The sequence below is a fragment of the 'Santalum album' aster yellows phytoplasma genome, assembly GCF_018283495.1.
In the GTDB taxonomy this organism is placed as follows: domain Bacteria; phylum Bacillota_I; class Bacilli_A; order Acholeplasmatales; family Acholeplasmataceae; genus Phytoplasma; species Phytoplasma asteris.
This window is the reverse complement of sequence record NZ_JAGVSK010000005.1, coordinates 36,194-60,261: the sequence shown is the minus strand read 5'-3', so window position 1 is coordinate 60,261 and position 24,068 is coordinate 36,194. Positions and strand designations below refer to the sequence as shown.

The 24,068-nt window shown below is 28.4% G+C and carries 21 protein-coding genes and 1 pseudogene; 3 read left to right on the top strand and 19 right to left on the bottom strand.

All coding sequences use genetic code 11. From position 1 onward, the window contains the following. The 3 genes and pseudogenes from KE631_RS01680 to KE631_RS01670 all read left to right on the top strand — a co-directional run. Nucleotides 1-882: pseudogene (locus tag KE631_RS01680) on the top strand (ATP-dependent metallopeptidase FtsH/Yme1/Tma family protein); the annotation flags it as partial. A 157-nt stretch (nucleotides 883-1,039) separates the two neighbouring features. Continuing rightward, the gene (gene priA, locus KE631_RS01675; RefSeq protein ID WP_212509142.1) at nucleotides 1,040-3,481 is read left to right on the top strand and encodes a replication restart helicase PriA; all 2,442 of its coding nucleotides are present in this window, start codon (nucleotides 1,040-1,042) and stop codon (nucleotides 3,479-3,481) included. A 486-nt stretch (nucleotides 3,482-3,967) separates the two neighbouring features. Then, the gene (locus KE631_RS01670; protein WP_212509141.1) at nucleotides 3,968-5,248 is read left to right on the top strand and encodes a hemolysin family protein; all 1,281 of its coding nucleotides are present in this window, start codon (nucleotides 3,968-3,970) and stop codon (nucleotides 5,246-5,248) included. Nucleotides 5,249-5,355: 107 nt separating this feature from the next. On the opposite strand, the gene pth is transcribed toward KE631_RS01670, so the two are convergent. From pth to KE631_RS01575, 19 genes are all read right to left on the bottom strand, one after another. Then, nucleotides 5,356-5,922, bottom strand: a complete 567-nt coding sequence (pth, locus tag KE631_RS01665) for an aminoacyl-tRNA hydrolase (RefSeq protein ID WP_212509140.1) — start codon at nucleotides 5,920-5,922, stop codon at nucleotides 5,356-5,358. A 301-nt stretch (nucleotides 5,923-6,223) separates the two neighbouring features. Beyond that, on the bottom strand, nucleotides 6,224-6,565 hold the full coding sequence (gene rbfA / locus KE631_RS01660; RefSeq protein ID WP_212509139.1) for a 30S ribosome-binding factor RbfA: 342 nt from the start codon (nucleotides 6,563-6,565) through the stop codon (nucleotides 6,224-6,226). 3 nt (nucleotides 6,566-6,568) lie between these two features. Then, nucleotides 6,569-8,428 (bottom strand): translation initiation factor IF-2, encoded by a 1,860-nt coding sequence (gene infB, locus KE631_RS01655; protein WP_212509138.1) that lies wholly within the window; start codon nucleotides 8,426-8,428, stop codon nucleotides 6,569-6,571. A gap of 159 nt (nucleotides 8,429-8,587) precedes the next feature. Continuing rightward, nucleotides 8,588-8,845, bottom strand: coding sequence for a YlxR family protein (locus KE631_RS01650; protein ID WP_212509137.1), 258 nt, complete (start codon nucleotides 8,843-8,845; stop codon nucleotides 8,588-8,590). A gap of 5 nt (nucleotides 8,846-8,850) precedes the next feature. Further along, on the bottom strand, nucleotides 8,851-9,924 hold the full coding sequence (nusA, locus tag KE631_RS01645) for a transcription termination factor NusA (RefSeq protein WP_212509136.1): 1,074 nt from the start codon (nucleotides 9,922-9,924) through the stop codon (nucleotides 8,851-8,853). Nucleotides 9,925-10,166: 242 nt separating this feature from the next. Further along, a complete protein-coding gene (locus KE631_RS01640; RefSeq protein ID WP_212509135.1) occupies nucleotides 10,167-12,023 on the bottom strand; it encodes a DUF2779 domain-containing protein in 1,857 nt (618 codons plus the stop codon). A gap of 207 nt (nucleotides 12,024-12,230) precedes the next feature. After that, nucleotides 12,231-12,689 carry an SsrA-binding protein SmpB gene (gene smpB / locus KE631_RS01635; protein WP_212509134.1) on the bottom strand — a complete coding sequence of 153 codons (459 nt, stop codon included), beginning with the start codon at nucleotides 12,687-12,689 and terminating at the stop codon, nucleotides 12,231-12,233. Nucleotides 12,690-12,934: 245 nt separating this feature from the next. Continuing rightward, nucleotides 12,935-13,489, bottom strand: a complete 555-nt coding sequence (locus KE631_RS01630; RefSeq protein WP_212509133.1) for an inorganic diphosphatase — start codon at nucleotides 13,487-13,489, stop codon at nucleotides 12,935-12,937. 93 nt (nucleotides 13,490-13,582) lie between these two features. Then, complete coding sequence (locus KE631_RS01625) at nucleotides 13,583-14,287, bottom strand: TrmH family RNA methyltransferase (protein WP_212509132.1); 705 nt, start codon at nucleotides 14,285-14,287, stop codon at nucleotides 13,583-13,585. Nucleotides 14,288-14,395: 108 nt separating this feature from the next. Then, complete coding sequence (gene thiI, locus KE631_RS01620; protein WP_249291107.1) at nucleotides 14,396-15,688, bottom strand: tRNA uracil 4-sulfurtransferase ThiI; 1,293 nt, start codon at nucleotides 15,686-15,688, stop codon at nucleotides 14,396-14,398. Between the two features lie 286 nt (nucleotides 15,689-15,974). Beyond that, a complete protein-coding gene (locus KE631_RS02645; protein ID WP_212509130.1) occupies nucleotides 15,975-17,615 on the bottom strand; it encodes a nucleoside kinase in 1,641 nt (546 codons plus the stop codon). A gap of 171 nt (nucleotides 17,616-17,786) precedes the next feature. Continuing rightward, the gene (cysS, locus tag KE631_RS01610) at nucleotides 17,787-19,103 is read right to left on the bottom strand and encodes a cysteine--tRNA ligase (RefSeq protein ID WP_212509129.1); all 1,317 of its coding nucleotides are present in this window, start codon (nucleotides 19,101-19,103) and stop codon (nucleotides 17,787-17,789) included. A gap of 166 nt (nucleotides 19,104-19,269) precedes the next feature. Further along, complete coding sequence (gltX, locus tag KE631_RS01605; RefSeq protein WP_212509128.1) at nucleotides 19,270-20,619, bottom strand: glutamate--tRNA ligase; 1,350 nt, start codon at nucleotides 20,617-20,619, stop codon at nucleotides 19,270-19,272. Nucleotides 20,620-20,718: 99 nt separating this feature from the next. Continuing rightward, a complete protein-coding gene (gene rpsI / locus KE631_RS01600; RefSeq protein ID WP_011160514.1) occupies nucleotides 20,719-21,111 on the bottom strand; it encodes a 30S ribosomal protein S9 in 393 nt (130 codons plus the stop codon). Between the two features lie 4 nt (nucleotides 21,112-21,115). Further along, nucleotides 21,116-21,574, bottom strand: coding sequence for a 50S ribosomal protein L13 (rplM, locus tag KE631_RS01595; RefSeq protein WP_212509127.1), 459 nt, complete (start codon nucleotides 21,572-21,574; stop codon nucleotides 21,116-21,118). A 342-nt stretch (nucleotides 21,575-21,916) separates the two neighbouring features. Further along, the gene (locus tag KE631_RS01590) at nucleotides 21,917-22,459 is read right to left on the bottom strand and encodes a DJ-1/PfpI family protein (RefSeq protein ID WP_212509126.1); all 543 of its coding nucleotides are present in this window, start codon (nucleotides 22,457-22,459) and stop codon (nucleotides 21,917-21,919) included. Nucleotides 22,460-22,609: 150 nt separating this feature from the next. Further along, nucleotides 22,610-22,834: a 30S ribosomal protein S15 gene (rpsO, locus tag KE631_RS01585; RefSeq protein WP_034172201.1), complete on the bottom strand. Its 225-nt coding sequence runs from the start codon at nucleotides 22,832-22,834 to the stop codon at nucleotides 22,610-22,612. 76 nt (nucleotides 22,835-22,910) lie between these two features. Beyond that, complete coding sequence (locus KE631_RS01580) at nucleotides 22,911-23,234, bottom strand: cyclic-di-AMP receptor (RefSeq protein WP_212509143.1); 324 nt, start codon at nucleotides 23,232-23,234, stop codon at nucleotides 22,911-22,913. Between the two features lie 120 nt (nucleotides 23,235-23,354). After that, a complete protein-coding gene (locus KE631_RS01575) occupies nucleotides 23,355-24,056 on the bottom strand; it encodes an ABC transporter permease subunit (RefSeq protein ID WP_212509125.1) in 702 nt (233 codons plus the stop codon). Nucleotides 24,057-24,068 lie beyond the last annotated feature (12 nt).

Below are 24,068 nucleotides of genomic sequence, written 5' to 3'. Positions count from 1 at the left end.
ACTATTCAAGTATATCTTCCTGATGTAAAAGCTAGAGAAGCAATCTTAAAAATTCATGCTCGTAACAAAAAAATAGAACCTTTAGTGGATTTTAGCCATTTAGCTAAAAGAACTCCAGGAATGAATGGAGCCCAACTTGCAGCTGTTCTTAATGAAGCCTCTCTTTTAGCAGCCAAAAACCAAAAAGCTTTTATTACTATGGATGAATTAGAAGAGTCAGTTGACAAAGTTTATATGGGACCTGCCAAAAAATCTTTAGTTATTCATGAAATAGAAAGAAAAATGACAGCTTACCACGAAGCAGGACATGCTGTTATTGTAATGAAGCACCCTCATAGTTCTGAAAAAGTAAGAACCCTCACTATTACTCCAAGAGGAGGCGCTCTAGGTTATATGTGGCCTACATCTGATAAAGAATATTTTTGCAATACCGAAAAACAACTCACCTATAACATCGTTGTTGCCTTAGGTGGAGCAGCCGCTGAAGAACTCTTTTCTAAAGCTAGAACTAATGGAGTGTATTCCGATCTTAAACAAGCTACTCGCACTGCTTTTGGGATGGTGGTTTATTCAGGAATGAGTCCTTTAGGATATATTAACTTTGAAAAATGTTCCGAACAAACTCGTTATCAAGTAGACCAAGAAATTAAAAAAATAGTAGATGAATGCTACAAACAAGCTAAAAACATTTTAGAAAAAAATAAAGTATTAGTAGAAAAAATAACCCAAACTTTATTAGATAAAGATACTTTAAGTCAAAAAGAAATTTATGCTTTAGATGAGACACAACAACCAGAAGCACAAAAAGAAAATTCTGAAAAAACTAAAACCAAAGCAGGTAATAAACCTAACAAAAATAAATTAGCTACTGTAAAAAAATAAATTAAATCGTTTACACACATTAATTACAATCAAACAAATCCCAAAGAGGCTTTTTAAAGTCTCTTTTTTTATTAATTCCAAATGATTTATAATTTTGTTATAATTGAAGTATCAAACCCTCAAAAACTAAAGCAATAAGGAAAGCAAGGATAAAAAATTGATAGCTGAAATAATTATAGATATAAAAACTACATATCAAGAAATTAACAAACCTTTTGATTATTTGGTACCACCCCATTTTGAAAAGATAATCAAAAAAGCAATGAGAGTTGTAGTTCCTTTTGGTAATGCTAATTCGCAACGCTTAGGCTATATTATCAATTTAAAAGAAAATAGCAAGTTCAATAAGAACTTAAAAGAAATAATAACTATTTTAGATGAAACTCCTTATTTTGATCAAGAATTTTTTTTATTATCCCAAGAAATGTTAAAAACTCCTTTCATTATTAAAGCCTTAGTTTATGAAACTATTTTCCCCAAAGAATTTGTAAAATCTTTTTTAAAAGAAATTAAAATTATAAATAAGGAGTTATTTCCTGAAAATCTCAAAGGTTTTTTCGCAAACAAAAAGGAACTTTTTTTAAATCCCAAAAACAAATCCCAAGAAAAACTATTAGAATATTTTACAAAACTATCTAAGAAAAAAATTGTCATAATCAAAGATATTTTACAACTCAAAGAAAAAAACACTGAAAAAAAAATATGCATTTACCACCTTAATCCGCAATTAAGTGAACAAAAAGATATAAAATTAACACCCAAGCAAAAAGATTTTATTGCAAAATTAAAAGAATTAAAACCTTTAAAAATGTTAGATAAAACAAGCTCAAATGAAATCAAACATAGCAAACCAAAAATAAAAACTCAAGAAATCACAAGAAAAAAAGCCTTAGAATTGACTTCAAACAGCATTATTCAATCCTTAATCCGCAAAAAGATTCTTTTACAAACAGAACAAAAAATAAGTATAATTCTAAATCACAACTTTGATTTACTTGCAGAAGACAAAAAAATAATTTTGAATGAAGAACAACAACAAATAGCACAAAAAATAAATCTTAACTACCACAAAACTTATCTTTTACACGGAAAAACAGGCTCAGGCAAAACTGAAATTTATCTCCATTTAATTACCAAAGTTCTCAATCAAAATAAACAAGTTTTATTATTGGTACCTGAAGTAATGTTAATAGCTCCTTTAATGCAACGCCTCCAAGCCAAATTCACAAACAAAAATATAGCTATTTTACACAGTTATTTAAGCCCCAAAGAACATTTAGACCAATTTTTAAAAATCAAAGAACAAAAAGCCTGCATTGTTTTAGGCACTCGTAGTGCTATTTTTGCTCCTTTAAATAATTTAGGAATTGTCATCATTGACGAAGAACACGACGAGGCTTTAATAGAAAAAGAGCGCGCCACTTATGATGCAAGAACCTTGGCACAAATAAGGGCTAAATACCACAAAATTCCTTTAATTTTAGGAAGCGCTACTCCTTCTTTGGAAAGTCATTATCAAGTTTTACAACAAAATTATCAACTTTTAAGCCTTACCAAAAGAGCTTTAATTGATGCTTTACCTACCATCGAACTTGTAGATATGAAAGAAGAATTAAAAAAAGGCAATTTAGAACCTTTTTCCCAAAGCCTTAAACATGCATTAAGGGAAGTTCTAGCCAAACAACAACAAGCCATTTTATTTATCAACACTAAAGGTTTTGCACCATTTGTTTTATGTCGTTTTTGCGGCTTTGTCCCCAAATGCCATAAATGCAACAATAGCCTTACTTTTTATCAAAAACAAGAACTATTAAAATGTAGTCATTGCAACTATAAAGAGCAATTTACACCAAAATGCATGCGCTGCTCCAAAGAACAAATAAAAGAAGTAGGCGTTGGTATCGAATACATCGAAGCTTATCTCCAAAAAGAATTTTTGCAAGCAAGACTTATCAAATTTGATTCAGATACTATCACAAAAATTAGTCAATACGAAAAATTATGGAACGATTTTAATCAAGAAAAAGCAGATATTTTGTTAGGAACTCAAATGATTGCCAAAGGACTTGACTTTCACAAAGTTACTTTAGTAGGTATTTTAATGGCAGATTCTTTACTCAAAATTCCTAGTTTTAAAGGCTCAGAAAAAACCTTTCAATTACTCATTCAAGCAGCAGGACGTTGTGGCAGAAAAGAACAAGGCAAAGTAATTGTGCAAAGCTATAATATAGACCATTTTGCAATTAATGCGGCAGTCAAATATGAAGAAAAGGAGTTTTTGAGACAACTTTTAGAAGAAAGAAAAATGTCACAAAACCCTCCATTTGGATACCTGAGCCAAATTTTAATCTCTCATAAAGATTTTAAAAAAACTTTTGATATTGCTTACCGCATCAAAGCAGCATTGGCCAATCGCTTTTCACACAAAATAACTGTTTTAGGTCCTGTTTTATCACTTATTCCTAAAAAAAATAACCGTTATCGCTGTTTATTGACACTAAAATATAGCATTTGGCCTTTGGATCTAGATTTTATTTTGGAAAACAACATTCACCAAGATGCTTTAATTATTTTTGATAGGTTTGCTAATTTATTGTAAACAAATTATAAAATCCAAAGATAAATTAAAATTGCATGGAGGCAAAAAAGAAACGCCAAACCAAAAGGCAACAATAATAGCAAACAGAAGTTTTTGAAAATAGTCATCAATTTTTTCAATTACCACAAATCACAAAAAAATCACAAAACCAAAAGAAACACCCAAATAAAATTACTATTCTTTTTTATTGCTTTTATTTTCCATTAACAAAAAATATGTACCACAAAAAGCGAGCAAAAACAAATGAAAAACCAGCAATTATTTTACTTTATAAATTGACATTTTTTATTATTTATGTTAAAATGAAATCAGTTAGTTATTAAAAATATAAATTAAAGGCGAGGTGTTGTTTCAAAAAAATATGGACGATAGTGATAGTATAAAATTTAGCACAATAAAGATCTTTGAAAAAAAGACGTTTGTGGGTAAAAAATCAAATTTAGCAAATAAAAAAATGTGCATTAATGCCAAAAGGTGTTTTTTCTTATGAATCCGATAGTCATATTGATTATTTTAATCGCATTAAATGCTTTTTTTGCAACTTGTGAAATATCTTTTATTTCTACTAACGAAAGCAAAATTGAATTAGATATCAAAAAGGGCAATAAAAATGCTCTAAGAGTCAAAAAAATCAAAGCCAAACCAACCACTTTTTTATCAGTAATTCAAATTATGATTCACATCATTACTTTTTTTCAAGGAAATATTGTAACATCTTGTTGGCTAAGAGAAACAGAAGGGCATTTTTCATTACATAACATCGGAATTGAGGCTTTAATTATTACCCTTTCTATTATTTTTGGAGAATTAATTCCTAAACGCATAGCAATGCATGCACCTTTCAAAATTGCTTATCTTTTTTCTGGTTCTATTTCCTTAATTGCTTGGTTAATTACGCCTTTGGTTTGGATTTTGACTCAAGTAAGTAATCTTTTTCTTATTGTTTTCAGACTAAATCCTAACAAAAATAGCATACAAGTCTCAGAAGACGAACTACGCTTAATGTTAACTTCAAGTTATCAAAAAGGCATCATTGACAAAGATGAAAATAAAATGATTCAAAATATTTTTGAATTTGATCACACAAACATTTCTGAAGTAATGCGCCACCGTACCGAAGTAGTTGCAATTGATGTTGAAATTACCAAAAAAGAATTAATTAAAACTATCCAAAATGAAAAATACACACGTTTTCCAGTTTATGAAAATAGTATTGATAATATTATAGGCATTTTACATGTTAAAGATATTTTTAATTATTTAATGTCCTCAAACCCAAATAAAATTTTTGATTTGAAAAAATTCATTAGAAAACCTTATTTGGTCCCAGATACAAAAAATACTAATGAATTTTTCCGCGAAATGAAAAAAAACAAAACCCATATGGCAATAGTAATTGACGAATATGGTGGCACAGCTGGAATAATTACTTTTGAGGATTTAATTGAAGAGATCTTAGGTGAAATTTCGGATGAATACGACAATGAAGAGCTAATGATTGAAGAAGTTGCCAAAAATGAATATATTGTTAATGGATTTGCTGATTTAGAAGAGGTCGCAGAAGCAATTAAATTAGAATTTAGCACTGAAGATTATGATACTTTAAGTGGTTTTTTAATAGGACAATTGGGAAGATTCCCCAAACCAAATGACAAAAATATCGAAATCATTTACAAGAATTTTAAATTTACAATCTTAAAACACAATGATAAAGTAATTTCTCAAATCAAAATCACAAAAATAGATTTACAAGAAGAAATAAAATAAATAAAAAGAGCAAATATTTTCATATTTGCTCTTTTTTTATACCTTTATAAATTTGTTCAATTAAGAAATCATTTATTTTCAAATAAATAATAATGGGTAATACAAAATCAAAGTTTAGAATTATACCCATTCATTAAAATATTAAAATCCACATCTTGGATAAAATTAAATATAATTTTATTAATAATATTAATGTTTTTTAAAATATTTTTTTGACTGCTTGCATTGACAGGCGTTAAAAGATATTGATCCAAAGGCATGCAAGAATCTAAACTTACTCCTATTTTTAACCTTTTAAATTGTTTAGTGCCTAAACGATCAATAATATTCCTTAATCCGTTATGCCCTCCATGACCACCTTGCATTTTTAACTTTAATTTGCCTTCATCCAAATAAATATCATCTACAATAACTAAAATATTTTCTATCTTAATGCGATATTTATTTATAATTTTTTTTACCACTTCACCTGATAAATTCATATACGTTTGTGGTTTAATCAATAATGATTGGTGGTGGTTAAAATTAATTTGATAAATGTGGGCGGTTTTGTCTTCCTTCAAGATTTGATATTTATTTTGACTTAAAAAAGAATCAACAACAGCAAAACCAACATTATGACGAGTGTTTACAAATTTGGTACCTGGATTTCCCAAACCTACAATAAGTTTCATCGTTTTTTCTTTCTTTTTGTTGTGTTTTATTATTTCATTTTATTATTTATGATAAGCAAAAGCAAAAAAACAAAACAAAAGCCGTTTGCAAATTTATTTTTGCAATTATATATTTGAATTATTTTACTAATTATATTATTTTTTGGAATTGCACAAAGAAAAGTGATTTTAATTTTTGTATTTTGTGCGCAAATTATTTTTAATAACAAAGATAACAAAATACAAACGCCAATAAAGAAAAAAGACGCCTTTATTAAAGCATATCTTATATAAATTATTGAAACAAATAACAAAGAAAGAATTATTTATTAATATCTTTTAAAATATTTTCTATACGGCGTCCATAAGATAAAGATTTATCATATTTAAAAACTAAATCAGGTATTTTACGAAAATTTTTAATTTTTTTAGCTAATTCCAACCGAATAACAACTTTATTTTGTTGAATAGTTTCTTCTGTTAATTTCAAAACAGTTGGATCATCGCTTAAAATAGTATAATAAACATTAGCAAAAGACAAGTCTTTTGTTACTTTAACATCGGTTAAATTAATATATCCTATTTGTTCGTCTTGAATAACATCATTAATTAACACCAATTCTTTTTGAATTAGACTAGACAATCTTTCAGCTGTTGTTACCATTTTTTATTCCTCTACTTTGCTTAGTTTAGATGTTTCTATTATATCATTAATTTCAAAATCATTAAAACCATCAAGTAAAATGCCGCACTCATAACCTTGTTTGGCAGATTTAATGTTGTCTTTGAGATGTTTTAAGGATGCAATTTTACCTTTAAATAAAACTTCATCATTGCGCATTACTTTGGCAAAATCGCTATTATTGACAATACCTTGTGTCACATAACAACCAGCAATATTGCCAACTTTACTGATATTAAAAATTTTTCTTACTTCTACTTTACCAGTAACCACTTCTTCAAAAGTAGGTTTAATCATAGATTTTAATTTTTGTTCAATATCTTCAATAATGCGGTAAATAACATTATGAATAGTAATTTTTACTTCTTGTCTTTGAGCAGATTTGAGTGTGGAAGAAGCAGGTTTGATATTGAAGCCTATTAACAAACTGTCTGATGATTTGGCAAAAGCAATATCTGTTTCTGTAATGGTGCCAACAGCAGCGCGCAAAAGTTGCACTTTAAGATCAGATACTTTAATTTTGGCAATCATACCTTGAAGCGCTTCCAAACTTCCTTGAGTATCAGCTTTTAAAATGATATTTAGTTCTTGCGGTTTTTCGGTTTCTAAGTCTTGTAAAATATCTTCTAAATTAAGAGGTGAAAGGGTTTTGGCTAAAGTTTCTTTAGTTTGGGATTTTTTTTCGGCTACAATTTGGCGTGCTTGTTTTTCATTATCAACGGCGTAAAAAATATCTCCTGCTTGAGGCACTCCTTTTAATCCTGCAACACGCACAGGTTGCGAAGGTAAGGCTTTGGTTAGTGTTTTTTTGTTTTCATCTTCCATGGAACGAATTTTTCCATAAGAAGCTCCAGCAACGACGATATCGCCTACTTTAAGGTTGCCATCACTTACAATAAAAGTAGCCACCAGTCCTAAAGATTTATTAAGGCTTGCATCAATAACTGTTCCTTGAGCTTTTTGATCGGGATTAGCTTGTAAATTTTGGATTTCACTAACTAAAAGAATAATTTCTAATATTTTTTCCAAACCTTCTCTTTTTAAAGCAGAAATAGCAATATAAGGAGTAGTGCCGCCCCATTCTTCAGGCAACAAATCATAACTAGATAATTCTTGCATAATTTGTTGTGTGTTATTATTGGGTTTATCAATTTTATTTAAAGCAACAATAATAGGAATTTGGGCTTTTTGGGCGTGCTTCAAGGATTCTAAGGTTTGTGGTTTGACGCAATCATCAACTGCTACTACCAAAATACAAATATCAGTAATTTTAGCTCCTCTAGCCCTCATCTTCTCAAAAGCTTCATGTCCTGGAGTATCAATAAAAGTTATTTTATTTCCTTGGTATTCAACTTGATAAGCTCCTATGTGTTGGGTAATGCCTCCAAATTCTTGATCAACTACACGAGTTTTTCGAATGGCATCTAATAGAGTAGTTTTGCCGTGGTCAACGTGTCCCATAATAGTTACAATGGGCGGTGTTTTTTGAAAATTAAGTTTTTGGTTGAGTTTGGTTTTAGTGAGGGAAGGCATTTGCGGTTGAAGTTGTGGTGGGGTGTGTTTTTCTTGGGGTTCGATTACTTGAATATTGTAATCTTTGGCTAAAAGTTCAACAATATCTTTTTCTAAGGTTTGATTAACATCTGCTTTAAGTCCTAATTGTAATAATTTTTTAATTAAAAAAGCACTGGTAATGCCAAAAACTTGAGCGATTTGAAAAACTTTGTCTTGGGGATTAAAAACATAGTTTTTACTAGCAAAATCGTTTCGCAAATCCGTTGCCTTGGATAATTTAGGGGTAGTTTTGGATGAATTTTCATTATTTGTTTTTTTGTTAAGGGTCATTTACATCCCTCCTTTAATTTTAATAATTTTTAATGCATGAAAATAAAAGATTGCAACATAAAAAATAAATTGGGCAAAAAATAAAAAATGTGAAGTGTGAAGTGAACAAAAAATATTTCAAAGATGGAAAAATGCATAAATAAAATATAAAAATGTTTGCTAAGTTTGTAAAGCAATCAATTTTAAAAGAGTTTGATATATTTCTTCAGGAACTTTGGTTTTGAGTTTTTTATCTAAAAGTTTCTTTTTTTGCGACAAAATAACATATTCAAGTTTTAAAGTTAGATATACTCCTCTTCCTTGAAGTGCTAAATTAAAATCAACAGCTACTTTTCCTTGTTTAGTGCTATTTATTCTAATCATTTTTTTGATATCTTGAATTTTTTTAGAAACTATACAAGTTCGCAAAACAGTCATTACAATTAAATTAATCCTTCTGTTTGGGCTTGATCTAAGGTTTTGATATCAATATTCCACTTAGTTACTTCCGCTGCTAATTTAACATTTTTACCTAATTTACCAATCGCTAAAGAAAATTGGTCGTCAGGAACAATTGCAAGAGCGTATTTGTTAATGTCATCTTTGATGACAACTTGAAGGCATGAAGCAGGTTTGAGGGCATTTGCAATAAGTTCTTGGGGATCGTCGCTCCAAACAAATAAATCAACTTTTTCGTCTTTAAGGATTTTGATAACATTTTTAATACGGTTGCTTCTTTCGCCAATACAAGAGCCAATGGCATCTACTTGAGCGTCGCAGGACAATAAACCAATTTTGGTACGTTCGCCAGAGATGCGGGCAATCCCTGCAATTTTAACGATGCCTTCTTGGATTTCAGGAATATTTTCTTCTAACACTTTAACTACAAGTCCCACATGATTACAACTGACAAAAATCTTAGGCCATTTAGTAGTTTTTCTTACTTCTGACAAAAAAACTTGAATTCTTTCGCCTACTTGCATTTCATTATTGGAAGCAATTTCTTTTTTAGGCAGCAAGGTAGTAATTTCTTTTTCTAATTCCAAATTATAAAATTTATCGTTTTCCGAAATAATTTTAGCGCTAATTAATTTGCCTTCTTGTTGTTTGAAAAAATTATAAATGTTTTCTCTTTTCTTTTTGGTAAGCTCTTCGTTGAATTGATTTTTAAGTTCTTTGACAGCGTATAGATTAAAATCTTTAGGATCAACTTTAATATCAATTACTTGACCTATTTTGGCATGAGGCTTAATTTGTTGGGCTTCTTCAAGAGTAATGGGAGTTGACTCTTTTAAATTAATAGTGCTCATAGTAGCTTCGTCGGCAACCAAAAATTGTTTATATAAAATAATTTCGCTTTTGTCTTCTTTTAACTGGATTTTACAGCTTTTAACTTTATGATTTTTTTTGCAACCAGAAATCAATCCTTTAGCAAAAGCATCAATAACTTGGTCTTTATCTAAATCTCTTTCTTGAGCGATTTTATCTAAAAGTTTAAAAAAATTCTTACTAATCAAACGATACCTCCTAGTAAATGCATCTTGTTAGATGTGGGCGAATTTAACATTAACAAACACAACCAACTAAAACCAGATACAAAATAAAAAAAACAGTGATTTGTTACAAGCACCATTTTTATCTTTTGATGAAAAAAAATAACTCATAATATAATTATATCATTTCCCAAGGCAAATAACAATTTTTTATGCATCCTTAAGGAATTTTGTGAGTAAAAAGGAGATACAAATAATAAATTTGACTATTGGACAATATCTTTAGGAGTTAAATATAAGAAATTAGGTTTTTGGGTTTGGCTGATAAGTCCTTTCAAAATTTCTACCATTACCCAAGTATCTTGTTTGCAATATTGTTCTAAGGCTTGAAATTGCGCTTGAAATTGCAAAGGAGACATTTTAGGCAGTTGAATATAAGTTAAAAAAGCCTCAATACCATTTTGAATAACTAAATTTTGATAATTCAAATTGCAAAATAAAGGAGTAATTTTTTTGATAGAAAAAGAACCTTGCAAATGGGGATGATAAAAATTAATGCCTGCGGCTTGTTCGGAATCAAATCCTAGATTTTGATAAAAAGTTTTGCTGCCTTTTAGAAGGTCTTTAAGGTCGAAAATACGCGCAATAATGTTTTGGATTTGTAAGGAATATTCAGGAAAAAGCAAAGATAATTCTTGAAGGCGTGTTTTTTCAAAAGCTTTATGATAAACAATAATGGAGCCTCCATCATCTAAAATGGCATTGGTTAGTTTTTCTAATAGGGTTTTTCTGTAATCGGCGTGATCGGGTGCCAAAAAAGAAACGTGATTTTTATCTTTGTTGCACAAACCAGGGGCTTTTTCGATGTGAAGTGAAAATTGAAATAAGGATTGAGTATAGGGTTTTTCGCCTTTAAATCTAGGAAAAGGACACGGAAAAGCCTCAAAATCTAAATAATAAAGAGGGTATTTTAGAATTTGCAACCCTGCTTTAATCTTATCAAAACAATAATAAGGAAGCTTTTTTTGGGTAACTTTTTGTTGCACTTTGTTATCAAAACGATTCAACCAAGCAAAAGGAATGTCAGAAACATGATAATATTGTTGCAAAATTAACTGTTGTGTTTCGTGTTTTTGTTTGTTTTGGGAGTCAAAAAAACCTAAATGATTATAAAAATAAGTAAAAATACTGTCTTTGGAAGGGATGTTTTCATAAAAATGAAGGATTTTTTCAGGCAACAAATAATAAGCAGAAGTGTCGTTTGGCTTGTTAGTTTTTGAAGACAAATAAGAAATTAAAAGATTGGCATCATTTTCTAATATTTGAGTTCCTTGTTGTGTAATCAAAGTCAAATCAATAAAAGTAAGCAAGTTAGGATCCAAAGCCGCATTACAACTTTTGCAATCATAAACATAATCCGAATTAAGAACTACCAAATAATACTCTATTTTTTTATTTTTTTGTGCCTCAGTTAAATTATTTTCAATTACCCATCTTTGATAAGTTAAATCATAGATGTATTTTCCTTCTTGTGATTTGGGATTAAAAAAAGTTTGCATTTTTTTTTGATAAGATGGGTTGTCTTGATTGGAGCCCTTGCAAAAAGGTGATAAGGTGTTAGGACTTGTATAATGGAAAAAGGGCATTTTTTCTTTGTTATCGTTTACAAATTGCAATTTTAAGAATTTTTTGCTAGTAGTAGTTTTAGTTTCAAAAATACGAATAGTAGTTTTGTCTTCTTGATATCCATCTAAAAAACAATAAAATTGATATCCTTGTTTATTCATTTGAAACTTTTTTTGTTGATAAGTTTCCAAAGAAAAAATAACTTCTCCTGGAAAATGTTTTTCCAAATAAGAACCTACCAAAAGCTCTAATTGTTTGTAATAAGGTTGCATAATGTTTAAATGTTTTTGGTTTAAAACAGCTTGATATTCGTCTTGCTCGCTTAGATTTTCTTGTAAAAAAGCAAGTTTTTTAGCATAAGTTTCTTCATTAATTAAATCTTTGAGTTCATTGGAAAAATCCAAAAGAAACTGAGATTTATTTTGATACAAAAACTTAAAATTCAAATATTTTAAAACTTTTAAAAACTTAATAAAACGAGTTTTAGAAATTTTCATTCATGTGTCCTTAATTATTGTCTAATTTGATATCTGCATAAAAGCAAAAAATACAAAATAATTAATTATTTTGTATCATTATTATTGCAAAAATTTAATTGTTATAAATTATTGTTAAACTACAAAAAAATACAAAATATTAAGCAATTTAAGTTGGGGATTTTTAAAATTGGTTTTTTATTCATTAAAAAATACAAGGGTTAAGAGTTATTGTTTTTGATTAAAGTTTTTTAATGTTTTTTGAATACGCAATTTAGCATCAAAGTCTTTTAAAGCATTTCTTTTATCGTGTTGTTTCTTACCTTTAGCTAAGGCAATTTCTAATTTAACTAAATTTTTATTAAAATAAACTTTTAAAGGAATAACAGACAATTTTTCAGTTTTAATTTTGTTTTGAATTTGGATAATTTCATGTTTTTGCAACAAAATCTTTTTAGTTCTATTTTCATCATATGCCAAACAACAACTAAAAGGATATTTTAAAATAGTCATATTCACTATAAAAGCTTCTTCATTTTTGATATGAATATAGGAGTTTAATAAATTAATTTTTCCTATTCTAATTGATTTTACTTCGCTTCCTAATAATTTTATTCCTGCTTGATATTTTTTCTTTTCTAAAAAATAATCATAAAATGCTTTTTTATTAGTGATAATTGTTTTCATAATTTAAACTTTTCCTTTGCAAAATGAAATAAATGCAATAATCAAATTTGAGTTAGTAAGTTTTTTAAAATAAGTTTGTTGTACAGTATATTTATCACCAATATTATTGTCAAATCTTTTCTTTTCAAACATTTTAATCAAATATTAATCAAATAATTTAATTACAATTGAGCCTTATTAAAACTGAAAAATGATATGGAGGCAAAACACAAATAAACTTTATTTGCAAAAATATAAGAAGGTTTTTATTGCTTTTTTTCTTTCTTTAAAGAAGGTTTAATAACTTTTTGATAAGTTAAAAGACTTGTTTCAATAGCACTAAATGCTGCTTGTTTATCTTGTATAGCTTCAATAACTACTTTTTTCTTTTCCAAAGCTTTGTAATTTTCAAAAAAATGCTTAATTTCTGCAATCATTGGCAAAGGAATATCTTTTAAATCTTGTAAATGAGAAAAATACTTATCAAAAACAGGAACTGCAATTACTTTTTCATCTAATTCATCATTATCAATCATTTTAATTACTCCCAAAGGACGACATTTTACCAAAGTCATAGGATCTAGGATTTCTTGAGATAACACCAAAACATCTAAAGGATCATTGTCTTCACAATTAGTTAAAGGAACAAATCCATAATTAATCGGATATCGAAAAGCAGTTGTCAAAAAACGATCAAGCAACAAAAGACCTGTTTCTTTGTCAATCTCATATTTTTTTTTACTTCCTTGAGAAATTTCAATAACTACTATAAACTCTTCTTTTGTAATTCTTTCAGGATTAATATCATGTAATATATTCATTTTTAAACCTCTTTATTATTTTATTTATTTTATAATTTGTTTTATGATATTTTATTGTTTTATTTTTTTGCAATAAATTTTTATCTTTGGTAATTACAAAAGATACATTAAAATGCTTCCTGCAACTGCAACATTTAGGCTTTCGACATTTTGAGTGCAAATATTTACAAAATAATCAGAAAGGGCTTCTGTTTCCAAAGAAATCCCTTGTCCTTCGTTTCCTAAAACTAATACTTTTTTAGGATATTTTTTAGCATCTTCCATAGTAATATTGGCTTTTTGGGGAAAAGCACTAAAAATAGAATAGTTTTTTTCTTTAATTTCTTCTAAAAAGAATTTAGTATTGCCTCTTTTTAAGGAAAGCGAAAATAAGGCACCTTGGCTTGATCTAATAGTTTTTTCATGATAAAAATCAGCACTATGAAAACTGGCAAAAACTTGATTAAACCCAAAAGCACTAGCAGAACGCATTAAAGCTCCTAAATTAGCAGGGTCTTGAATATCATCCAAAACTAAAATTTTATCAGACAATAAATTATTCTCTGAGGTAGGTTTGCAAAGAGCCATTTGCTCAAAGACAGTTTTAGTTTGAGATAATTCTTTCATCAAAGAAGGCGCAATAAAAGTTCCTGGTTTTTCCTCATTAGAAGTAAAAATGGTAACAACAGCGTTGTTTTTTTGTGCTTGTTCAATGAGATGATCACCATATACTAAAAATTGTTGATATAAATCGCGATATTTTTTTAATTGTAATTTTTTTAATTTTTTAAAAGTATGATTTTGTTTCGATGTAATCATAAATGTTCCTTTGAATGAAATTAGTAAAGCATAAAAATATAAAATTAATTTGCATTTTAAGCTCTTTTTAAATATTATTTTATTGAATTGTTTTTTATCTTTTGTATTTTAATATTGACTTACAATTGTTTGCTCTGGATTTTGTTCGCAAAAATGCTTAATTGCTTCTTTTACATCAAAAAAACCATAATCACAGATATTAAATTGCAAATGTTGGTCTATATTTAGAGTAATTGTATTTTGCAAAGCATCATTTAATAAGGGAAAATAATCTATTTTTTGCTCTTCTCTTTTAGCTTTTAGAATAGTTGGTTTAGTGGTGGGATTTTGAGGCAAATAAAGAGTACAACAATCATGAAAAGCACGAATAGAAATATCAAAAGTATCAATTTGTTTAGCTATTTTAATTATTTCATTTTTATCCATAGTAACTAAAGGTCTTAAAATAGTCATACTCGTTACTTGAGTGGTTGTCTGCATACTTTCCAAAGTTTGACTTGCTACTTGTCCTACTGATTCACCATTAATTAAACATAAATGATTTTTTTGAAAAGCAAATTGAGAAGCTAAACGATACATCATCCGACGCATAACATTAATGATATAAGAATCTAGAACTGTTTTAGTAATTGTTTCTTGCAAATATCTAAAAGGCACTAAATGCAATTTAATTTGATTACCAAAAGCATAACGACTCAAAACTTTAGCTAAATCAATTACTTTTTGGATTGATTCTAAAGGAGTTAAAGGGCTTGATTCAAAATGTAATAACTCTACTGTAATACCTTTTTTCATCGCCAAATAAGCAGCTACAGGAGAATCAATACCACCACTCATCAAAACAATTCCTCTACCACCAGAAGAAACAGGAAATCCTCCTAAAGCTTGAGTTTCATCACTTTTTAAATAAAGATAAGTGTTTTCTTTTCTAATACTAACATGTAAAATAACTTGAGGATTTTTAACATCAACTATTAATTTACCTTCAAACTGCTTTAAAATTAAAGGAGCAATTTGTTGGGTAAGTTCCAAACTTTTTAAAGCAAAACTTTTATCTTTTCTAGTGGTGTCTATTTTAAAAGAAGTATTTTTTGTAATTTTTTCTTGCAACAATAAACAAGCTTTTTGAACAATATCATCTAATTGTCTACTTGCTTGACTTACTACAACAAAAGAAGAAATCCCTGATACATAAGATAATCTTTTAAGAATTTCTTTTTCTAAACTTGCATCATAAATATATTCTAGATAAGCATAATCATGTTTAAAATACATTTGAACGTTGCAAAGGTCTTTAATTTTATTTTGTAATAATTGTCTTAATGTATTAATGAAAGCTTTTTTATTTTTTCCTTTTAAAAATAATTCTCCAAATCTAATTAAAATTTTTTTCTGATACATAAAGTTCCTCACATCAATATTTTGTGTATGAATATTTTTGAATAAATTATATTTAAATATCTTTATACACTTAAATATTAAAATATAATAACTTTTTACAGCTTAATTATAACATGAATATAACTATTTTTGTGATACAACTGCATATTGATAAGTTTTTGCCTTAAATACTGCAATTATAATTTATACATCCTCATTTATATAATATATCTTTTTCAACAAAAAAAGATTAACTTTTGCAAAAGTTAATCTTTCCATATAACAAAATATTTAATTATAAAATAATCTAAAAATAAAAAGGACTCCCACCAATAAATTCTTTTAACAAAGACTCATGAAACACTAAATTAGAATCCAAAGATTTAAAAAAACTTAACAAATTTAAAAAATACTGAGCTTTATCAAAATACTTACTTGTTTCAGGAATTTGCAATAACAAAGGAATTAAATATGGTTTCAAAACATTAAATTCATAAATTAATTCAGAATTGAAAACAAAATCAGCTTCTTGTTGATTAGGATAAATCCATCTAAACTCCCCTTTTCGCACAGAATCCCAAAACTCAAAAGTCCTTAAAATAGTAGTATTCCTAGAAATATAATCTCTTATAGCTCTTCTTAAAAACCTCACATCGGTTAAATGTAAAGGATTGTGGAAATCTAGTGATAATTGATGTTGTGGGGCAATATAGATTTGAAATTTTTGTAATCTTGGAATAAAAGGAGTAAGTTTAGGGTTTATGGCATGTATTCCTTCTACCAAAATAATATGATTATGGGTTTGAATATCTTTTTGGGTATGACTACGAGTAACAAAATCAAATTGGGGAATAATAGTCTTTTTGCAAGTCAGCAAATCATAGATATTTTGATTAAATAAAGGAATATTTAAGGCATCAATACTTTCAAAATCAAAGGAGATGCCATCTTTTTCTTTGGGAATATCTTTCAAAGGCAAATAATAATTATCCATAGCAATAATAAAAGTACAAATTCCAAACGCTTGTAATTGTAATTGTAATCTTTTAGCAAATGTAGTTTTTCCACTAGAAGAAGGGCCCGAAATATTAATAATTTTAAGATTGGAGGCACGTTTAGCAATTTTATCACTTAATTGTTGCAACTGATTTTGATGATTAATTTCTGCAAGATTAATTAAATTAAATTGACTTTGAGCAGTTTTGGCAAATTGATTAATTTGGGAAACATTTTGCATTTGAATAGTTTTTTTAAAAGCCAAACTTTGAGTAAGCATTTGTTCAAATAGAGGTTCTTGTTGAAAAGGAGGAATTTTTTCATCACTAAAAGGAGTTACAAATTGCATAACAAACCCATTTTGATGATAAAATAAATGATATTTATCTAAATAACTAGTGTTAGGAAGTAAACCTTGATACATATAATTACAATAGTTTTGGCAAAAATAAAGGGTAGCAAAGGAAGGAGCTTTTTGTTTGAGGAGACTAATTTTATCCCCAAATCCCAAAGATTGATAAATTTGCAAGGCTTTTTCAAGGGGCAATTTCTTTTTGGTAATATCTAATTTTTGCGATACTAACAAATGCATTTCTTCTTTAATTTTTTGAAACATTTCTGGCAAAAAGGTAATTTCTTTGGGAAAAGATACCAAAATACTAGAAGAACTATAATAAGTAAAATGTAATGAAATATTTTCAAAAAGTTTGTAAGATGCCATAGCAACTAAATATCTTAAACTAGCTTCATAAATATTTACAGCCGCAGCGTTCCAAGCGCCTAAAAAAGTAATTTGATTGATGGGGGCATGCAATTTAAAGGTAAGTTCTTTTAATTTATTGTTTACTTTGGCAGCATAAACATTTTTAAGGTTTAATTGATTTTTTAAAGTTTCTAAACTAGTGTTTAAAGGAACATTTAAGATGGTTTGATTATAATAAACTTTTAGCACGATTCCCTCTGATACTGATAATATATTAAAAACCTCAATTAAGAGGTCTTTTTCTAAATAAATAAAATTATTGTAATGTTTGTGAATTGCAATAAATAATATTGAAAAATAAAAAAAGGTAAAAAAAATAATTAAAATGTGGGGGCAAATTATTTGAGTGTTTCAAAGTTTTTAAATAAAGCCTTTATCTAATAATTGCTTTCTTAAAATATCTGCTTGGGAAAAATCTCTACATTTTCTTGCATCTTGCCACAAAAAATATGTTTGTAAGTCTGTTTTTGTTGGTTTGTTAAATGGAATTGTAATTCCTAAAATATTTAAAATTAATAATAAAGAGTTTTGAAATTGGGATAACTTATCCAAAATTTGGGTTTGATGGGCTTGTTTAATTGTTTGTTCCATTAAATCAATTACTTTATGAGTAGCCAAATCATCTTGCATTAATTGATGAAATAACTGCATTATATATTGGTCTAAGGCTTGGCAAGAAAATTGATTAACTTTTAAATAAAAATTATTTTTAGTTAAAAAATCAGTTATTTTTTGGTATTTTTGTTGGGCTTGTTCCATCAAATCATAACTAAAATTGATTGGCTTGCGGTAATGAGTACTCAAAATTAAAAGCTTTATTGTGCAAGGATTGTATTGTTTTAATAAATCTTTACACCAAATAATATTTCCTAAAGATTTAGACATTTTTTGATTTTGATAATCTAATCTTTCTACATGCATAAAAAAATTAGCTAGTTTTTGGTGGCTATGGGCGTGTGTTTGGGCAATTTCATTTTCATGATGAGGAAATTTTAAATCTGTACCTCCTCCATGAATATCCAAAGGCAATTTAAAAAGTTGTTCAATCATAGTTGCACATTCAGTATGCCAACCAGGACGCCCTGCAAACCAAGGACTTGGGTATGTAATACCTTGCGAAGTTTTTTTCCATAAAATAAAATCTCCTGGAAATTCTTTTTGGGGGTCTAATTGTTTACGTGCATTTTGTTTAAGTTGGGATAAATCTTGTTTTTTGAGTTTACCATAATCATCAATTTTAGATACACAAAAATATATTCCTTGATCGGTAAAATAAGCAAATCCTTGGTCTAAAAGAGTTTGGATGTAGACAATCATAGAATTGATATATTGAGTAGCTTGAGGTTTAAAATTAATGGTTTGAATGTTTAGGGCTTTGAGGAGATTGTTGAAAGATTTAATATATTTATTGGCTAAATCTTGTTCCAAAACTTGGTTTTTAAGAGCATTTTCAATAATTTTATCATCAATATCAGTAATATTTACTACATAATATACCCTAAAATTAAGCATTTCTAAATATCTTTTCACTGTATCAAAAAAAATTAACGGTCTGGTGTTTCCTAAATGCAGGTGATTATAGACAGTAGGTCCACAAACATACATGTTAATTTGGGGCGGATGGGCAGGGTTAAAAAATTCTTTTTTGCGAGTTAAAGAGTTATAAATTTTTAGCATTAAAGAAATCCTTTTTGTTTGGAAAATGGCATAAAGAAAAATGAGGGGGCAAATAAAAGAAAAAAATAAGGGTTAAATTGCGATGGAATGAATTATATAAAATAAAATGATAAGTAAATTAAATTAATTATGAAATATATAAATATTATTTTTCAAATGGAATTAATTAAAATTTTTGGGCTTGTTCTAAAACATAAGATAGATTTTTAAGTACTTGTTTTTTTCCTAACAATTCTAATAAAAGGGCGATACTGGGACCATTCATTTTGCAAGTAGTTCCGATACGCAAAGCCATAAAAAGTGTTTTTTTAGCAAAATCATTTTGGTTAGTAACTTGTTTAATGGAATTAGCAATAACATCTTTTTCAAATACAATAACATCAAAAACATTATAAAAAGTTTTTAAAATAAGGGTTGTTTGGGGATTAGTTTGTAAAAAATGTGTAGCTTCTTGCGATAAAAAAGGTGTGGATTGAAAAAAAAGTTGATAAAAATCTGTGATTTGTTGCATATAATTCATTCTATCTTGAAACAAAGCCACAAATTTAGTCATCCACTCTTTGTCATTTGTAGGAGCGGTTGTAAGAGCTAAATATTTTTTTTGCAAAATAAATGATGCAATTACTTCTGGAAGCAACTTTCTTAAATGTTGATTATTCAAATAATCTAGTTTAGTTTTATCAAACATAGCAGGAGCTTTATTGAGGCGTGCCACATCAAATAAATTAATTAATTCTTGGGGACTTAATATTTCGGTTTGGCTTAAAGGACTAAATCCTAACAAAGATAAGAAATTAAATAATGCTTGTGGCAAGTATCCTAATTTTTCATATTGTTCAATAAATTGCATAATATTAGCATCTCTTTTGCTTAATTTTTTTTTGTTGTCGTTAAGAATTAAAGTCATGTGAGCAAATTGAGGAAGATGCCATTGGAAAGCTTGATAAATCATAATTTGTTTAGGAGTGTTAGTGATGTGTTCTTCTCCTCGAAAAATATGAGAAATCTGCATTAAGTGATCGTCAATGACAACTGCAAAATTATAAGAAGGATAGCCGTTTGATTTGAGGATAATAAAGTCTTCGATTTCTTGACTTTGAAAAGTAAGTTTGCCTCTAATTAAATCATCAAAGGCAAAAGTTTGATTGGTAGGAACGCGAAATCTTATGGCAAAAGTGGTGTGTCCTTCTTGAAATTCTTTGTAAGCGAGATCTTGATCAAGTAGTTTTTGGGCGTATTTTTGGTAAATGGGAAGTCTTTCTGATTGGCGATAAGGTCCAAAAGGTCCTTGGATATCGGGCCCTTCGCTCCAATCAATTCCTAACCAACGTAAATTTTTTAATTGAGAAGCCTCGCCGCCTTTAACATTGCGTGAAAAATCGGTGTCTTCGGTGCGGATGATAAACTCTCCTTGATTGTGTTTGGCAAACAAATAATTGAATAAAGCAGTGCGGGCATTTCCTATATGCAAAAAACCAGTAGGGCTTGGAGCATAACGAACTTTAATTTTTTTCATAGTTACAGTAAGGGTTTTCCTTTTAATTTAAAATCGATAGGGGAGGTGTTGGTGGAAAATTTAAAAAAAAGGAACTTTTTGACAAAGTTCTTTTTTGGATTAACGTTTGGAAAATTGTGGTGCTCGACGAGCTTTTTTTAAACCGTATTTTTTGCGTTCAACACAACGAGCATCGCGAGTTAATAAACCAGCTTTTTTTAAAATAGCTCTTAATTCGGGAACACTTTCAATTAAAGCGCGTGCAATTCCTAAACGAATAGCGCCTGCTTGAGCTGAAAGCCCTCCGCCGTTTACATTCACACTTACATCAAAAGCTTCTCTTTTTTCAGTTAATTCTAAAGGTTGAATCATTTCTAAGCGTGTTGCAGGTAATGGCAAATATTTTTCAAAATCTCTAGTATTGATTGTAATTTTGCCAGTACCATTAGTTAAAATAACTCTTGCCACAGCACTTTTACGACGACCAGTACCAAAATAATTTACTTTTTTCATCTAATTAAGCCTCTAAACTTTCTGGTTGTTGCGCTTGGTGATTGTGGTTTTGTTCGGCATAAACAAATAATTTTTTACCAATTTGTGAACCTAATTTAGTATGAGGAACCATTCCTAAAATTGCTTTTTCAACCATTCTTGTAGGAAATTTACGCATCATTTCTGAAGCTACAATTTTAGTTAAACCACCTGGATAACCTGAATGTTTGTAGTAAGTTTTTTGTTGCCATTTTTTGCCAGTTAAATGAATATAGGCAGCATTTACAACAATAACATAATCGCCATTGTCTACGTGTGGCGTGTAATGTGTTTTGTGTTTTCCTTTTAAAATGGAAGCCACTTTGGTAGCTAATCTGCCTAGGGTTTTGCCCTTAGCATCTACTAGGTACCATTTAGGTTTTACTGTTGTTTTATTAGCCATTAAAGTTTTTTGATTGTTTTTTGGTTGCAATTGTTCTTTCATGGAATTTTCTCCTTATTATTAATGAAAAAATAGTGATTAATTTTATGTGTGTATTTGTGTTTTGTTTGAAAGCGACAAAAACAAAAGAGTTATGAAATCTTTTGTAATTTAGATATGAAATAGTCTTAATTATTATGAAATAGTAATTTTTTATTTTCAATATTCTATTAATATTTTACTAAAATAATGTCATTAAGTCAATTAAAAAAAATCATTTTGTCAACTTTTTTTAAAAAAGAATGCATAAATTGTGTAAAAAAAATTGAAAAAAGAGGATAATGGTTGGATGGTTATCAGATAATTTTGATATTTTTTATATACAAATAAAAAGTCCCAAATTTACTAAACATTAAGGGAATTTTTAAAAGCAAAAGCAAAAGCTTTGCCTTTCAGCACTTCTACTAAAGCAAAAACAAAGTCAAAGACGGTTATAGGAGAACGCGAAGTTACAAATTTATCACTAATAACAGCTTTTTGGTCTGGCAAATAAGTACCTTCAATAAAATGATTACAAGAAGGAAAGCAAGTAAAAGGGTGATTTTTTAATAAATCTAGTTTGCCTAGAAACATGGGAGCGGAACAAATAGCTCCAATAACTTTATTAGCATCAACAAATTTTTGAATTAATTTTAATAAAAAAGTTTCTTTTTCAATAATTTGCGCTACGTAAGGTCCTCCAGGAATAACTAAAAAATCGTATTCTAAAGGATTAATAGTAGCTAAATTGGCATCTGCTTTTACACAAAGCCCGCTAGAAGACATAACTTCTAATTGAGGATTTAGAGTTGCAATTGTTAAAGGAAGGGCTACGCGATTTAATAAAGCTCTTGTGACTAAAGCCTCACAATCCTCAAATCCGTCATATAAAACTAATAAACCTTTCATATTTTTCCTTGTTGTCTCCTTTTTAACTTTGTTATGCGTTTAGTTGCGTGTGTGTGTAAGTAATTTTTGGGGGTTGGGGTTGGTTTGAGTAAATTAAATGCAAGGAAATAAAAATAAAAAAATACCACAAAAGCTGTGATATTTGAATTATTAATTTTGGTTTGCTAAATATTTTACTAAATTACGTCTTTTGCTGTTTTTCATAAACAAACCTCTTTTAGAGTGAAAATCGTGAGGGTGTTGTTTTAAATGTTCACTTAATTGTTTGATTTCTGCTGATAAAATAGCAATTTGAACTTCAGATGAACCTGTGTCTTTTGCAAAACGTGAATTTTGTTTAATGATTTCTTGTTTTTGTTCTTTGGTTAATGCCACGTAAAAACTCCTTTTTTTAATTTAAATTTGGTTGAATTTGATAGGTTTTAGGTTTGATAAAAATTATTAATTAATGTTAAACTTTTAAAAACTGGCCCACATCAAGAACAAAAATCGTTGCTCCGCCCACAGAAACTTCGGTAGGAAAAGAATTATAAGCACTAAACTCATTGATGATATTGTTTGGAATCATTTGAGTTTTTTTATGAGAATGGGCTTTTATAATTTCTAAAGCTTTGAGTACTTGTTCTTCTTTGACTCCTAAAATAAAAGTTGCATTAGCTTCTTTTAAAAAACCTCCTTTAGTAGCTAATCTAGTTGTAAAAAAACTATTTTCTATTAAAGATTGTTGTACTTTGTTAGCATCGCGACTAGAAACGATAGCTATAATTAATTTCATATTATCCACAAGAGTATTATACCTTATTTTACTTTATTTGATGAAAAAAAAGACTAAATTGTGGAAAAAAATGATAAAAAAGTTGGTGAGAGGAAAAAATTTGGTAAAAAATGGATGTAATTAGCGTTTATCAAGGGCAAAAGCAATGCGATTTCCTAAAAAATAAACTGTTTGAGTTAAAATAAAGGTAAGCAAAACAGATACTATAATTAAATCAAAGCGAGTAAAAAAGGGTTCAAAATCATAATGTCCGTTATAGCCATTATCAATTGCCACTGCTGCAATACCTTGATGCCCTACAATTTGCAAAACAGAAGAATAAGCAAGGGAAGTGATAAAAAGAGAAGCTAGTTTTAAAATGATATCAGAACGGGTTTCTGTTAACAAAAATTTAGTCACAAATTGAAATTTAGTTGCTCCAAAACTAAATGATGTTTGGTATAATTCTGGATTAGTAGTTAAAAAAACTTGTTCGCAATGACGAGCAAAAAGAGGAGCAATAGCTAAGACTAAGAAAAAAAGGGCAGTACCAAAGCCATAACCCATGCGAAAATAAGGGATTAAAATTAATTTTAGTAATAAAACAATTAAGATTAAAAAAGGAGTAGAAATGAAAAAATTCATCAAACTATTTAAAATCCAATATCTTTTATAATGTTTTTGTATTTTGAATAAATATAATAAAACTCCTAAAATAAGCCCTAGAAAAAAAGCAATAAAACAACCTATTAAAGTAATTTTAAGAGTTTCTTTAAAACCATTCCATACCAATTGATTTTTAGCTAAAACATTCCACAAACGAATAAAAATATTATTTTCCATTGAGTTTTTCCA

Coding starts and splice junctions, on each gene's coding strand:
- KE631_RS01670 (WP_212509141.1), top strand. CDS start 3,968: ATGAATCCGATAGTCATATTGATTATTTTAATCGCATTAAATGCTTTT.
- pth (WP_212509140.1), bottom strand. CDS start 5,922: ATGAAACTTATTGTAGGTTTGGGAAATCCAGGTACCAAATTTGTAAAC.
- rbfA (WP_212509139.1), bottom strand. CDS start 6,565: ATGGTAACAACAGCTGAAAGATTGTCTAGTCTAATTCAAAAAGAATTG.
- infB (WP_212509138.1), bottom strand. CDS start 8,428: ATGACCCTTAACAAAAAAACAAATAATGAAAATTCATCCAAAACTACC.
- KE631_RS01650 (WP_212509137.1), bottom strand. CDS start 8,845: ATGACTGTTTTGCGAACTTGTATAGTTTCTAAAAAAATTCAAGATATC.
- KE631_RS01640 (WP_212509135.1), bottom strand. CDS start 12,023: ATGAAAATTTCTAAAACTCGTTTTATTAAGTTTTTAAAAGTTTTAAAA.
- smpB (WP_212509134.1), bottom strand. CDS start 12,689: ATGAAAACAATTATCACTAATAAAAAAGCATTTTATGATTATTTTTTA.
- KE631_RS01630 (WP_212509133.1), bottom strand. CDS start 13,489: ATGAATATATTACATGATATTAATCCTGAAAGAATTACAAAAGAAGAG.
- KE631_RS01625 (WP_212509132.1), bottom strand. CDS start 14,287: ATGATTACATCGAAACAAAATCATACTTTTAAAAAATTAAAAAAATTA.
- thiI (WP_249291107.1), bottom strand. CDS start 15,688: ATGTATCAGAAAAAAATTTTAATTAGATTTGGAGAATTATTTTTAAAA.
- cysS (WP_212509129.1), bottom strand. CDS start 19,103: ATGCTAAAAATTTATAACTCTTTAACTCGCAAAAAAGAATTTTTTAAC.
- gltX (WP_212509128.1), bottom strand. CDS start 20,619: ATGAAAAAAATTAAAGTTCGTTATGCTCCAAGCCCTACTGGTTTTTTG.
- rpsI (WP_011160514.1), bottom strand. CDS start 21,111: ATGAAAAAAGTAAATTATTTTGGTACTGGTCGTCGTAAAAGTGCTGTG.
- rplM (WP_212509127.1), bottom strand. CDS start 21,574: ATGAAAGAACAATTGCAACCAAAAAACAATCAAAAAACTTTAATGGCT.
- KE631_RS01590 (WP_212509126.1), bottom strand. CDS start 22,459: ATGAAAGGTTTATTAGTTTTATATGACGGATTTGAGGATTGTGAGGCT.
- KE631_RS01580 (WP_212509143.1), bottom strand. CDS start 23,234: ATGAAATTAATTATAGCTATCGTTTCTAGTCGCGATGCTAACAAAGTA.
- KE631_RS01575 (WP_212509125.1), bottom strand. CDS start 24,056: ATGGAAAATAATATTTTTATTCGTTTGTGGAATGTTTTAGCTAAAAAT.